Source organism: Gordonia sp. NPDC003504, from assembly GCF_053587995.1.
Genome location: NZ_JBSFPC010000004.1, coordinates 140,892 through 153,778 on the forward strand (window position 1 = coordinate 140,892; position 12,887 = coordinate 153,778).

Here is a 12,887-nt window from a genome sequence, read left to right on the forward strand (position 1 = left end):
ACGGCGCAGATCTTCTGGCAGCGCCCCCCGATCACGATGGGGCCGCCCCGAACTCACCCTATGTGTTGAAGTACTTCGCCTCGGGATGATGCAGCACGAAGGCGTCGGTGGACTGTTCCGGGTGCAACTGCAATTCCTCCGACAGATGCACGCCGATGCGTTCGGGTTCGAGGAGCGCCATCATTTTGACGCGGTCCTCGAGATCAGGGCAGGCGCCGTAACCGAAAGAAAAACGCGCACCACGGTATTCGAGGTCGAAGAAGCCCTGCGCACTGTCCGGATCCTCGGCGTCGCCGGCGTGGTCGGCGAAGCGCAGTTCGCTGCGCACCCGCTGATGCCAGTACTCGGCGAGCGCCTCGGTCAACTGCACCGAGATGCCGTGTACCTCCAGGTAATCGCGGTAGGCGTCCTTGGCGAACAGTTCGTTGGCGAAGTCGGCGATCGGCTGACCCATGGTGACCAACTGGAACGGCAGGACGTCGACGCGGCCGTCGGCTATGGCAGCCTCGCGTGAACGCAAGAAATCGGCGATACACAGGAACCGGCTCCGCTGCTGACGTGGGAAGGTGAACGAAAAGCGTACCGGTGCATCAGGTTTCGGTTCGGTGAGCACGTGCACCACGTCACCTTCACTGACCGCGGGGAAGTACCCGTACACGACGGCGGCGTGCGCGAGTATCCCCTCGGTGGACAGCCGTTCGATCCATTCCCGCAGCCGCGGACGACCTTCGGTCTCGACGAGATCCTCATACGACGGTCCGTCCCCACCGCGGGCGCCGCGCAGGCCCCACTGCCCGAGGAACAGGGCTCGTTCGTCGAGCAACTGGAGGTAGTCGGCGACCGGGACGCCCTTGACGATCCGGGTGCCCCAGAACGGCGGCGTGGGAACCTCGTTGTCAGCGGCCACATCCGAACGCGCGGGCACCTCGACCGGTGTCTCGGCGGCCTTGCGCTTCTCCGCGATCCGCTTGGACCGCTCATGACGGGCCTTGCGTTCGGCGGCCTTCTCCTGTGCGGCAAGGGCTTCCGGGCTGTCGGGGTCCGGTCCCTCCCCGCGCTTGCGGGCCATGATGTCGTCCATCAGCCGCAGCCCCTCGAAAGCGTCACGCGCGTAATGCACGTCGCCCTCATAGGTCTCGGAGAGATCGTTCTCTACGTAGGCGCGCGTCAACGCCGCGCCGCCGAGGAGGACCGGGTAGTCCTCGGCGAGACCGCGGGTATTGATCTCCTCGAGGTTCTCCTTCATCACCACGGTCGACTTGACCAGTAGTCCCGACATGCCGATGACGTCGGCGCGCTTGTCCTCGGCCACCTCGAGGATCGTCGCGATCGGTTGTTTGATACCGATGTTGACGACCTCGTAGCCGTTGTTGCTCAGGATGATATCGACGAGATTCTTGCCGATGTCGTGGACGTCGCCCTTCACCGTGGCCAATACGATCCGGCCCTTGCCGTCCTCGCCGGTGGACTCCATATACGGTTCGAGATGTGCGACAGCGGTTTTCATGACCTCGGCCGACTGCAGCACGAACGGCAGCTGCATCTGGCCGGAGCCGAAGAGCTCACCGACGGTCTTCATCCCCGATAGCAGGGTCTCGTTGATGATGGCCAGCGGCGGCTTCTGTGTCATCGCCTCGTCGAGGTCATCGGTCAACCCGTTGCGTTCCCCGTCGACGATCCGCCGCTCGAGCCTCTCGAACAGCGGCAGCCTGGCGAGTTCCTGAGCGCGTGATTCACGGGCGGACGCCGCCGAGACGCCTTCGAACAGCTCCATCAGCTTCTGCAGCGGGTCGTAGTCGTCGCGACCCTCGCTGCGTGTGCCCACCGCGCCCCGACGGTCGTAGACGAGATCGAGGGCGACCTCGCGCTGCTCGTCGGGAATCTTGTTCATCGGCAGGATCTTCGACGCGTGCACGATCGCGGTGTCGAGTCCGGCCTGCACGCATTCGTGCAGGAACACCGAGTTGAGCACCTGCCGTGCGGCCGGATTCAGGCCGAAGGAGATGTTGGAGATGCCCAGCGTGAAGTGCACATCCGGATGCGCCTCGTGCAGCCGTCGGATCGACTCGATGGTCTCGATGCCGTCGCGGCGCACCTCCTCCTGCCCGGTGGAGATCGGGAAGGTGAGGGTGTCGAGGATGATGTCCTCCTCGGACAGTCCCCAGTTGCCGGTGATGTCGGCGATGAGGCGTTCGGCCACCCGGATCTTCCAGTCGGCGGTGCGCGCCTGTCCCTCTTCGTCGATGGTCAGTGCGACCACGGCGGCACCGTGTTCGACGACCAGCCGCATGATCCGCGCGAAGCGGGAATCCGGTCCGTCGCCGTCCTCGTAGTTGACCGAGTTGACCGCACAGCGTCCACCGAGGGTTTCCAGCCCCGACCGGATGACTTCGGGTTCGGTGGAGTCGAGCATGATCGGCAGGGTCGACGACGTCGCGAACCGCGCGGCCAGCGCTGTCATGTCGGCGGCACCGTCGCGGCCGACGTAGTCGACGTTGAGGTCGAGCATGTGGGCGCCGTCGCGGGTCTGTTCCTTGGCGATGTCGAGGCAGCGTTGATAGTCCTCCGCGAGCATCGCCTCACGGAATGCCTTGGAGCCGTTGGAGTTCGTCCGCTCCCCGATCACCAGGAAGCTGGCGTCCTGATCGAAGGGAACGGCGGTGTAGAGCGACGAGGTCTCCGAGATGTGCGCGGGTCGGCGGGCGGCCTTGGTGGTCTCGCCGACCGCGTCGGCCACCTGCCGGATGTGCTCGGGAGTGGTACCACAGCAGCCACCGACAAAGGACAACCCGAAGTCACCGACGAAGTCACTGAGTGCGACCGCCAACTCGTCGGGCCGCAGCGGGTACTCGGCGCCGTTGGCACCCAGCACCGGAAGACCCGCGTTGGGCATCACCGACACCGGGATGCGCGCATGCCGCGAGAGGTAGCGCAGATGTTCGCTCATCTCGGCCGGGCCGGTCGCGCAGTTCAGCCCGATCATGTCGACCCCGAGGGGTTCGATCGCGGCCAGGGCCGCGCCGATCTCCGAACCGAGCAGCATCGTCCCGGTGGTCTCCACGGTGACGTGGGTGATGATCGGGATGCGGCGGCCGAGGTCGGCCATCGCCCGGCGCGCGGCGACGACGGCCGCCTTGACCTGCAGGAGATCCTGGCTGGTCTCGATGAGGACCGCGTCGGCGCCACCGTCGAGCATGCCGGCGACGCACTCGAAGTAGGCGTCGCGGATGACCGCGAAGGTGGTATGACCCAGGCTCGGCAGTTTGGTACCGGGTCCGATCGAGCCCAGCACGAAGCGGGCGGTGCCGTCGGCGGACGGCCCCATCTCGTCGGCCACCCCGCGCGCGATGGCCGTGCCCTTGTAGGACAGTTCCCGGATGCGGTCGGCGATGTCGTAGTCACCGAGGTTGGAGAGGTTGCAGCCGAAGGTGTTGGTCTCCACCGCGTCGGCGCCGGCCTCGAAGTACGCCCGGTGAATCCCCTCGAGCACGTCGGGCCGGGTGTCGTTGAGGATCTCGTTGCAGCCCTCAAGGCCCAGGAAGTCGTCGAGCGTCAGATCCGCGGCCTGCAGCATCGTGCCCATCGCGCCGTCACCGATCAACACTCGACGCGACATCGCGGTCAGCAAGGTCGTGTCGTGGTTACCGGTGGACGATGACGGTGTGGACATGGTGCTCAGGGTAGTTCGCTCTCTCTTGGGTTCGGTCGTAGGCTGGATCAGTGAACGCCGAGCAGATGTCGAACCTTCCCCGCCTGCGTAGACCCATCCTGCTGGCCGCCTTCGAGGGCTGGAACGACGCCGGCGACGCGGCCAGCAGCGCCGTCGAGCACCTCGCGCTGATGTGGGATGCCCGCCCGCTGGCCGACATCGAATCCGATGACTACTACGACTTCCAGGTCAATCGGCCCACGATCAAGCAGGTCGATGGCGTGACGCGCCGCATCGATTGGCCGACCACGTCCATCTCCTATTGCAGCCCCGTCGGGGCCGACCGGGACATCCTACTCGTGCGCGGGATCGAACCCAACATGCGCTGGCGTGGCTTCTGTGCGGAGATCGTCGATCTCGCCCAGGCGCTCGAGGTGGAGACCACCGTCATGCTCGGCGCGTTGCTGGCCGACACGCCACACACCCGCCCGGTACCGGTGACCGGCAGCGCATACAGCAGCGACGCCGCGGAGCGTTACAACCTGGCCGAGAGTCGCTATGAAGGCCCCACCGGGATCACCGGCGTGCTGCAGGATCTGTTCGTGCAGGCCGGCATGCCCGCGGTGTCGTTCTGGGCGGCCGTGCCCCACTACGTCTCCACCCCACCGAATCCCAAGGCCACCGTCGCGCTGCTGAATCGGGTCGAGGAGGTCCTGGACATCGAGGTTCCGCTGGGCACGCTGCCGGAGCAGGCCGAGGAGTGGGAGCAGGCCGTCACCGAGATGACCGAGGATGACGAGGAGATCGCGGAGTACGTCCGTGGTCTGGAAGAACGCGGCGACGCCGAGATCGACACCGACGAGGCGATGGCCAAGATCGACGGCGACGCGCTCGCGGCCGAGTTCGAGCGGTACCTCAAGCGGCGTGGCGGTCCGGGTGCGTTCGGCGGCTGATCCGCCGACGAGTGTGCCGTCCCGGAGCCCGGGTCAGCCGATGCGTTCGATGGACACGACCGGGGTGGTGATCCGCCAGGTCCGGACGTCCGGGTCGTCGGCGGCGCGCACCCAGAACTGGGCCGACTCCCCCACCCGGCACGACTTCACGCCGAGCAGCGGGATGTCCTCGGAGTCGCGGCGCAGCGTGCTCACCGCCCATTCCTCGCCTTCGGTGCTGCCCACCCCGGGAGCACGCAACAGCGTCATCTCGTCGAAGTCGATGAGATATGTCGAGGTCCGGGTCTGCACGGTCCACACCCCGGTTGCCGAGTTCGGATCGATCTCCTTCACGCGAGCCACGCGCAAACTGTACTAAGCCGCGGGCGTTGGCCCCCACCCGAGTCCAACCTCACCCGAGCGGGTGACCTCACGGCCGCAACCGCACGCCGAGCAGGGCATCCACGACGTGGCTCATCCGACCGGGCGCACCCGGGTCCTGACCGAAACCCTGCTCGACGTCGCGACACCAGCCGTCGATCGCGTCGAGGGCCTTCGGGGTGTCGAGGTCGTCGGCCAGATGCTGCCGGATCCGCTCGATGATCGGGGCGGCATCGGGGCCGGTCGCCGCGTCGGTGGCCGCGCGCCAGCGCGCCAGCCGGGCCTTCGCGGTCTCGAGGACCTCGTCGGTCCACATGCGATCACCGCGGTAGTGATCGGCGAGCAGGGCCAGACGGATCGCGGCCGGGTCGACCCCGGCCTCCCGCAGCTTCGACACGAAGACCAGATTGCCGCGGCTCTTGGACATCTTCTCGCCGTCGAGCCCCACCATCCCGGTGTGCACGTAGTGCTTGGCGAAGCGCCGGGCGCCGGTGAGGGCCTCACCGTGGGCCGCGGAGAACTCGTGGTGCGGGAAGATCAGGTCGTTGCCGCCGCCCTGGATGTCGAAATCGATACCGAGCCGGTTCAGCGCGATCGCCGAGCATTCGATATGCCAGCCCGGCCGACCCCGTCCGAAGGGGGCGTCCCACGCCGGTTCGCCGGGACGTTCGGCCCGCCACAGCACCGCGTCGAGTCGGTCGCGCTTGCCCGCCCGGTCGGGATCGCCGCCGCGCTCGGCGAAGAACCGTTCCATCGTGGCGCGGTCGTAGCCGGATTCGTAGCCGAACTGTTCGGTGGCGTCGATGCGGAAGTACACATCGGGGAACTCCGCGTCGTCGACGACGTAGGCCGCGCCCGATGCGAGCAGTTTGCCGACCATCTCGACGACCTCGCCGACCGACTCCATCGCGCCGATGTAGTCGCGCGGCGCCAGCACCCGCAGGGCGGTCATGTCGTCGCGGAACAGCTGGATCTGCTCGGATCCGAGTTCCCGCCAATCCACCCCGTCGCGTTCGGCACGTTCGAACAGCGGATCGTCGACGTCGGTGATGTTCTGCACGTAGTGCACGTCGTGACCCAGGTCGCGCAGCACCCGGTTGACCATGTCGAAGGTCAGGTAGGTGGCCGCATGCCCGAGGTGGGTGGCGTCGTACGGCGTGATCCCGCAGACGTACATCGTGGCGGTCGGGCCGGCTGCGACAGGCAGGACCTGACGCGCCGAGGTGTCGTAGAGGCGGAGTGCGGGACCGGCGCCGGCGACCGACGGCAGGGTGGGATCAGGCCACGAATGCATGTTCCCCACTGTATTGCGTACGCGTTCACGGGTTGTCGTCGCCTCGGGCATATCGCCCGGGCCCCGGTCTCGCCGAACCCGGTCAGAACGGTGACCCGGTCAGAACGGCGGCCAGGGAATCGGGCGATGGCCCGGCGGGTACGGCATGCGTTCGGATTCGACGAGCATGATCGCCCGGATGATCAGCGCATCGAGTTCGTCGACGGTGATGTGCGCCGTCAGCGCGTCGCGTACCGACGAAGCATCGGATTCGAGGTCATCGGCCAGGGCTGCGACATCGGCGATCAGGTGACCGGGGATGCGGTCACCGGCCCACCCCCACAGCACGGTGCGCAGCTTGTCCTCCTGATGCAGGCAGATCCCGTGATCCACCCCGTATACCGAACCGTCCAGACCCTCGAGCACATGCCCACCCTTGCGGTCGGCGTTGTTGAGGATCACGTCGAGCACCGCCATGCGCAGCAGGCGCGGATCGTCGGCGTGGACGAGTTCGACCGGCTCACCGCGACCGTCGAGCGCACGCAGCACCGACCGGTAGCCGGACGGAATGGCGTCCGGCGGCGCGAGATCCACCAGGTCGACGCGGGTGGCACACAACTCCGGATCCTCGTGGTCGGGGGTGTCGATCCAGCGTTGCACCATGCCCGGCCCGAGCGGGCCGTCACGGAGAACCGTCGTCGGGATGGACCCCCACCCCAGCGCCTCCGACACCAGATATGACGCCACCTCGCGACCGGCGAGGGTGCCGTCCGGGAAATCCCACAGCGGGATCTCGCCGCGGACGGGCTTGTACACGCACCGCACCGATCGGTCGCCGTCCACCGCGTCGCACACCAACGTCGCGTTACTCGCGGTGGGGATGCGACCGATGATGGTCAACTCGGCCGTCGCCAACACCGTGTCGCCGGAATTCGTGTCGCCGGAATTCGTGTCGCCGGAATTCGACGTGCCGGTTGGATCGAGGTCGTCGGGCAGGTCCGCGGCGTCGCCGAGACTCACGGGTCGATGTCGCCCGGGTCGGTGTCGGGCTCGTCGGGTTCGCCGTACTCGTCGCCGATGATCGGCGGACCGTCCCCGGTCAGGCCGCGAAAGACCTCCGGATCGATGAAGTCGAGCGACTTGCTCAGCTCGGCGTCACGCTTGTAGCCGTTCATCCGGGCGCACAGGTGCCCGTCGGCGTCCAGCGGCTGCCCGCACAACGGGCACGGTGGGCGGCCGGCGGAGATGACGCGTGTGGAGCGTGCGGCGAACTCGCGGGCGGCGAGAGTGGACAGGAACACCCGCACCGCGTCGGGCCCCTCGTCGGTGTCATCGAGGACGACGCTCTCATCGAACTCGCTTTCGGTGATGGCCAACAGTTCGACGACCACGGCCTCGGTTTCGGCGTCCCAGCCCAGACCCATCGTCCCGACCCGGAACTCGGCATCGACCGGCATCACGAGCGGACTGAGGTCGGCGACGTCGTCGGCCTCGGGTGGGATGGCGGTGCCGAACCGTCGGTGGATCTCTTCCAGAAGCGCGCCGATGCGCTCGGCGAGGATCTGCACCTGCTGCTTCTCGAGGACGACGCTGACGATGCGCGACTCGTGGACCGCCTGGAGGTAGAACGTCCGATCCCCCGGCTGTCCGACGGTCCCCGCGACAAACCGATCGGGGCTGCGGAACACATGTATCGCTCGGGACATCACACCTCCTCACATCTCACGTTGACTGCCATTATCCGTGGTGCCCGCCGGCCGCGGCCACCGCCGGCGCTTCGGCGGGCCCATCGGTGCCCCGATCACCGCCGACCACGGCATCGTCGGATTCCGGCTTACGCATCGGAATCGTCAGCGAGGCAGTGGAATTCACCGTATGTACGAACGGCCGGACGTCGGAGTAGCGGATGATGCTCACCGACGCCGGTTCGACGACGATCCGCTGGAACGAGTCCAGGTGTGTCCCCATCGCATCGGCGATCACCGACTTGATGACGTCACCGTGCGAACACGCGACCCACACACCCGCCCCGTCCGGACCGCCGTAGCGACGGTCGAGGTCGCGGATCGCGGCGACCGCGCGGGCCTGGACCGTGGCCAGCCCCTCACCGTCGGGAAAGACCGCGGCCGACGGATGCTGCTGCACCGTCTTCCACAGCGGCTCACTACGCAGTTCCCGAATCGTGCGGTTGGTCCACGAGCCGTAGTCGACCTCGGCGAGGTCGTCGATCACCACCTCGGGGACGTCGCGGCCGTCGGCCGTCAGCGCGGCCAGCAGTGGGGCGACGGTCTCGGCGCACCGCTGCAGCGGTGAGCGGGCGACCGCCGTGATGGTCGGCAGACACGACGTCAGGCGACCGACCAGTTCGGCGGCCTGTGCGCGCCCCTTGTCGTCAAGGGCCACACCCGGGCTACGTCCGGCGAGCACCCCGGAGGTGTTGGCCGTCGAGCGTCCGTGGCGGACGAGGATCACGGTCATCCCACAACCTTAGGCACACCCGCGCCTCGCGGTCAGGTCGCGCTGATGACCCCGGCCGTCAACAGGCCCATCACGGTCAGGCCCAGGAGCACCCGGTAGGCGCCGAACCAGTTCATCGAGTGGTGGCTGACGAACTTCAGCAACCACGCGATCGAGGCGTAACCGAGGATGAAGGCGACGATCGTCGCCACGATCAGCTGCGGAACCGTGGCCTCCATCCCCTCTCCGGTCGGATTGATCGCGTCGGGAATCGAGAACAATCCCGACGCCAGGACGGCGGGAATGGCCAGCAGGAAGGAGAACCGGAACGCGGCCTCGCGTTCGAGTCCGAGGAACAGGCCCGCGCTCGCGGTCGCACCCGACCGTGACACGCCGGGAATCAATGCCAGGCACTGGGCCAGACCCATGACGATCCCGTCACGCAGGGTCAGCTGCTCCATGGACCGCTGCCGCGTGCCGAATCGCTCGGCGAGCCAGAATACGCCGGAGAAGAGAATGAGGACCGTCGCCACCACCCAGAGGTTGCGCGCTGCGGTCCGGATCTCGTCCTTGAGGAGGAAGCCGATCACGCCGATCGGAATGGTGGCCAGGATCACGTACCACCCGATGCGGTAGTCGAGGCCGCGTTCGGTGCGGTCGAACAGGCCCCGGAACCACGCCACGATGATCCGCGCGATGTCGCGGGCGAAGAACACCAGCACCGCGGCCTCGGTGCCCAACTGGGTCACGGCGGTGAACGAGGCGCCGGCGTCCTCGCCGAACATCAACTCCGAGGCGATGCGCAGATGGCCCGAGGACGAGATCGGCAGGAACTCGGTGATGCCCTGCAGGGCACCGAGGACGATCGACTGCGTCCACGTCATGGTGTCGGTCACGGCGCCCGATGCTACCGGCCGGTCGCTGTGACGCCGCTGAACGCGTGCGCGGACGTCACGCCGCTCACCCCGGCGTCGTCCGCGCGTCCGGGTACGTCCAAGATGGACCCCATGCATGCCGACCGCCCGCGCCTCCCCTCCCGCATACGCGCCCGGCAGGCCACCGCCCTGGTCACCGCCCTGGTCACGGCCGGTCTCCTCGTCGCCGGTTGCGGGTCGGGAAATGATTCGCAGTCCGGTGCCACCGACGTGGCCACCGTCGTCCCCGCCACCCCGAGTCCGGCACCGGCGGGACCGGCGACCCCGGCCGGCGTGATCATCCCCACACCGGCGGGCGCGTCGGCGTCGGCGCTGTCCGGCAGCAAGCTGGGTGTTCTCGGTCCCGGCGGCACCAGCGTGCTGCGCTTCGACACCGCATCCATGTCGACGCCGCCGACGACGATCACCACTCCCCGGCTGCAGGCCCTGACCGCCGCATTCCCGGGTGCCTTCGTGGGCGTCGGCCCCGGCTCCTTGGTGCGGATCGCCGAGGACGGCACCGTGCTCACGACGCCACTGGACACCGATGACCCGACCGCCGTCACACGCACCACCGACGGCCGCTATCTGGTGGGCACCGGCAACGGTCATGTGCTGGTCATCGGCACCGACCTGAAGGTCCAGCGCGACATCGGCGGATTCGTCCGGGTCGACGAGATCACCGTGTCGCCGCCCGGCGCCGATCTCGGCTCCGAGCAGGTGGTCGTCCTTGATCGTGCGCAGTCGTCGGTCACCCCGATCGATCTGGCCACCGGCAATCTCGGACCGGCACTGCGGGCCGGCAACGGCGCCACCAAAGCCACCGTCGATCACTACGGCCGGGTCCTGGTGGCCAACACCCGCGACAACGAGATCCTGGGATTCTTCGGCTCGCCGCTGGTAATGCGATTCCGCTACCCCGTACCCGAGGGCCCCTACGCCGTAGACTACGACGACACCCGCAACCTGCTGTGGGTCACGACCACAGGGAACAACGAGGCGGTGGCCTATGACCTGGCCGGGGGCGAACCCATCGAGAAGCATCGATTTTCGACTGTGGCACAACCGGATTCACTCATCGTCGACGACAAGACCGGAGTCGTCTATGTGCTCTCCGCCCGCGATGGTGGCATCGAGGTCGTGCCACCGGCCCAGCAGACCGGGAGTGTGCCCATGAGTTCGGGGCCGGTGACATCCGCTCCTGCGACATCCGCTCCTGCGACATCCACTCCGGTGACATCCACTCCGGGAACCGCCCCGTGACGGCTCGCCCCGCCTCAGCCCCGATCCCGTCCGGGCGCGCCGGGATCCGCAACGGCGCCCGGTATCCCCGCGGCTGGGAGGTCACCTCCGAGGACTACGAATGCGTCCTGGTGCGTCTGCCCCCAGATGTCACGCGGGTCACCGCGTCGATGCGTCTGTCGCTGGAAGCCGAGTTCGGCGGCTGGGAGCTGTCCCGGGTGCGCCTGTACTCCGACGGCACCCGCAAGGTGCTCCTCAAGCGGCGCAAGCCACCGCGCCGGCCCATCACAACGGCCGGCGAACACGCGAGCGACGAGGCCCCCGGAGACGAGGACGCACAGGCATGCTGACACGACTCAACCGCCATCTCTACCCACCGATGCTGCGGCTGATGTTCCTGCTCTCACCGGAGCGGATCCATCGGATCGTTGCCGAGACCATCCGGATCTCCATGGGCCTCGCCCCGCTTCGCGCACTGTCGGCTCGCCTTCTGGCACAGCATGATCCGCTGTTGCGGCAGACGGTCTTCGGTGTCGACTTCCCCGCGCCCGTCGGGCTGGCCGCCGGATTCGACAAGTCCGCATCCGCCGTGAACGCCTGGGGCCAACTCGGTTTCGGCTTCGCCGAGATCGGCACCATCACCGGTCGCGCACAACCGGGCAATCCCGCCCCGCGCCTGTTCCGGCTCCCTGCCGACCATGCGCTGATCAACCGCATGGGATTCAACAACCCGGGCGCCGAGGTGGCCGCCGAGCATCTGCGCACCACCCGGTTCGGACCGGTCCACGCGCCGGTCGGGGCGAACATCGGCAAGACCAAGGTGGTGCCGGTCGACGAGGCCGTCGACGATTACCGGCTCTCCGCACGACTGCTGGGACCGCACGCCGACTTCGTCGTCGTCAATGTCAGTTCACCGAACACCCCCGGTCTGCGGGACCTGCAGTCCGTCGACGCGCTGCGTCCCATCCTGACGGCGGTGCTGGCCGAGGTCGAGGTGCCGGTCCTGGTCAAGATCGCGCCCGACCTCGCCGACGAGGACGTGGACGCGGTGGCCGATCTCGCGGTCGAACTCGGCCTCGCCGGCATCGTCGCGACCAACACCACCATCTCCCGGGCGGGCCTGCGCACGCCCGCCGACGAGGTGGAGGCGATGGGAGCAGGCGGCTTGAGCGGCGCCCCGGTCGCCGCGCGGTCGCTGGAGGTGCTGCGCCGCCTGTATGCCCGGGTGGGTGGCCGGATCTCGCTGGTGAGCGTCGGCGGTATCGAAACCGTCGACCAGGCCTGGGAACGCATCACCGCCGGGGCCGACCTGCTGCAGGCCTACACCCCGTTCATCTACGGCGGCCCGGTGTGGCTCAAGGAGATCCACGACGGCATCGCCCAACGTGTGCGTGCCGGCGGATTCACCGACCTCGCCGCCGCGGTGGGCAGCGACGCCGGCCGGTGATCCCTGGCGCGACCGTCTCGCGGAGCGCCAGGGATCCGGCGCGCTACAGATCCTCTGACGGCTGTTCGTAGGTGCCGATGAGGGTCGCCCGCGCGATGGCGTGGGAGAACAGGTTGAAGCCGAGATAGGCAGGGGTGGCGCCGTCGGGCAGGCCGAGGGACTCCACGTCGACGGCATGCACGACGACGAAGTAGCGGTGCGGTCCGTGTCCGGGCGGCGGTGCGGCACCGACGAACCGCTTCAGCGACGCGTCGTTGGCGAGGGTGAGGGCACCCGCGGGCAGGCCGCTGCCCTCGTCGTCGCCGGCGCCCTCGGGCAGGCTCGTGACCGATGCGGGGATGTCGGCGACCGCCCAGTGCCAGAATCCCGACGCGGTCGGGGCGTCCGGGTCGTACACCGTGACCGCGAAACTCTTGGTGTCGGTGGGGAATCCGGACCAGCTCAGCTGCGGGGACGCGTCGGCGCCACCGGCCCCCATCAGGCCGCTGACCTGAGGGGTGGCCAGCGGGGCGCCGTCGGTGATGTTCTCCGAGGTCACGGTGAAGGTGGGCAGGTTCGGCAGGGCCTCGTACGGGTCGAACGTCGCCATGTG

The 12,887-nt window shown here is 68.1% G+C and carries 12 protein-coding genes; 4 read left to right on the forward strand and 8 right to left on the reverse strand.

Translation table 11 applies throughout. The features are described from left to right. Nucleotides 1-58: 58 nt before the first annotated feature. On the reverse strand, nucleotides 59-3,670 hold the full coding sequence (gene metH, locus ACWDPV_RS10120) for a methionine synthase (protein WP_449742842.1): 3,612 nt from the start codon (nucleotides 3,668-3,670) through the stop codon (nucleotides 59-61). A 50-nt stretch (nucleotides 3,671-3,720) separates the two neighbouring features. Here metH and ACWDPV_RS10125 point away from each other — a divergent pair, with 50 nt between their 5' ends. After that, nucleotides 3,721-4,602, forward strand: coding sequence for a PAC2 family protein (locus ACWDPV_RS10125; protein ID WP_449742843.1), 882 nt, complete (start codon nucleotides 3,721-3,723; stop codon nucleotides 4,600-4,602). Nucleotides 4,603-4,635: 33 nt separating this feature from the next. Here ACWDPV_RS10125 and ACWDPV_RS10130 read toward each other — a convergent pair whose 3' ends face one another. The 6 genes from ACWDPV_RS10130 to ACWDPV_RS10155 form a co-directional block, all read right to left on the reverse strand. Beyond that, nucleotides 4,636-4,944: a hypothetical protein gene (locus ACWDPV_RS10130; RefSeq protein WP_348803833.1), complete on the reverse strand. Its 309-nt coding sequence runs from the start codon at nucleotides 4,942-4,944 to the stop codon at nucleotides 4,636-4,638. Nucleotides 4,945-5,011: 67 nt separating this feature from the next. After that, a complete protein-coding gene (gene mshC / locus ACWDPV_RS10135) occupies nucleotides 5,012-6,256 on the reverse strand; it encodes a cysteine--1-D-myo-inosityl 2-amino-2-deoxy-alpha-D-glucopyranoside ligase (RefSeq protein WP_449742844.1) in 1,245 nt (414 codons plus the stop codon). Nucleotides 6,257-6,355: 99 nt separating this feature from the next. Continuing rightward, on the reverse strand, nucleotides 6,356-7,153 hold the full coding sequence (locus tag ACWDPV_RS10140) for an SCO1664 family protein (RefSeq protein ID WP_449742995.1): 798 nt from the start codon (nucleotides 7,151-7,153) through the stop codon (nucleotides 6,356-6,358). A 98-nt stretch (nucleotides 7,154-7,251) separates the two neighbouring features. Continuing rightward, a complete protein-coding gene (locus ACWDPV_RS10145; protein WP_449742845.1) occupies nucleotides 7,252-7,941 on the reverse strand; it encodes a DUF3090 domain-containing protein in 690 nt (229 codons plus the stop codon). Nucleotides 7,942-7,972: 31 nt separating this feature from the next. Further along, the gene (locus tag ACWDPV_RS10150) at nucleotides 7,973-8,713 is read right to left on the reverse strand and encodes an MSMEG_4193 family putative phosphomutase (RefSeq protein WP_449742846.1); all 741 of its coding nucleotides are present in this window, start codon (nucleotides 8,711-8,713) and stop codon (nucleotides 7,973-7,975) included. A gap of 32 nt (nucleotides 8,714-8,745) precedes the next feature. Then, nucleotides 8,746-9,588: an undecaprenyl-diphosphate phosphatase gene (locus ACWDPV_RS10155; RefSeq protein WP_449742847.1), complete on the reverse strand. Its 843-nt coding sequence runs from the start codon at nucleotides 9,586-9,588 to the stop codon at nucleotides 8,746-8,748. 111 nt (nucleotides 9,589-9,699) lie between these two features. Here ACWDPV_RS10155 and ACWDPV_RS10160 point away from each other — a divergent pair, with 111 nt between their 5' ends. From ACWDPV_RS10160 to ACWDPV_RS10170, 3 genes are read left to right on the forward strand one after another with little or no spacing between them, the layout of a single operon-like run. Next, complete coding sequence (locus ACWDPV_RS10160; RefSeq protein ID WP_449742848.1) at nucleotides 9,700-10,869, forward strand: YncE family protein; 1,170 nt, start codon at nucleotides 9,700-9,702, stop codon at nucleotides 10,867-10,869. Continuing rightward, nucleotides 10,866-11,198 (forward strand): DUF5703 family protein, encoded by a 333-nt coding sequence (locus tag ACWDPV_RS10165; RefSeq protein ID WP_449742849.1) that lies wholly within the window; start codon nucleotides 10,866-10,868, stop codon nucleotides 11,196-11,198. Before ACWDPV_RS10160 ends, ACWDPV_RS10165 begins: the two co-directional genes overlap by 4 nt. Then, entirely contained in the window at nucleotides 11,192-12,295 is a 1,104-nt protein-coding gene (locus tag ACWDPV_RS10170; protein WP_449742850.1) for a quinone-dependent dihydroorotate dehydrogenase, read from the forward strand. The genes ACWDPV_RS10165 and ACWDPV_RS10170 overlap by 7 nt, the downstream gene beginning before the upstream one ends. 43 nt (nucleotides 12,296-12,338) lie before the next feature. Here ACWDPV_RS10170 and ACWDPV_RS10175 read toward each other — a convergent pair whose 3' ends face one another. After that, complete coding sequence (locus ACWDPV_RS10175; protein ID WP_449742851.1) at nucleotides 12,339-12,884, reverse strand: YbhB/YbcL family Raf kinase inhibitor-like protein; 546 nt, start codon at nucleotides 12,882-12,884, stop codon at nucleotides 12,339-12,341. Nucleotides 12,885-12,887: the final 3 nt, after the last annotated feature.

Bases quoted from the DNA above. Each gene is read 5' to 3' on its own strand.
- metH (WP_449742842.1), bottom strand. From the start codon at position 3,670: ATGTCCACACCGTCATCGTCCACCGGTAACCACGACACGACCTTGCTG.
- mshC (WP_449742844.1), bottom strand. From the start codon at position 6,256: ATGCATTCGTGGCCTGATCCCACCCTGCCGTCGGTCGCCGGCGCCGGT.
- ACWDPV_RS10145 (WP_449742845.1), bottom strand. From the start codon at position 7,941: ATGTCCCGAGCGATACATGTGTTCCGCAGCCCCGATCGGTTTGTCGCG.
- ACWDPV_RS10150 (WP_449742846.1), bottom strand. From the start codon at position 8,713: ATGACCGTGATCCTCGTCCGCCACGGACGCTCGACGGCCAACACCTCC.
- ACWDPV_RS10160 (WP_449742848.1), top strand. From the start codon at position 9,700: ATGCATGCCGACCGCCCGCGCCTCCCCTCCCGCATACGCGCCCGGCAG.
- ACWDPV_RS10170 (WP_449742850.1), top strand. From the start codon at position 11,192: ATGCTGACACGACTCAACCGCCATCTCTACCCACCGATGCTGCGGCTG.
- ACWDPV_RS10175 (WP_449742851.1), bottom strand. From the start codon at position 12,884: ATGGCGACGTTCGACCCGTACGAGGCCCTGCCGAACCTGCCCACCTTC.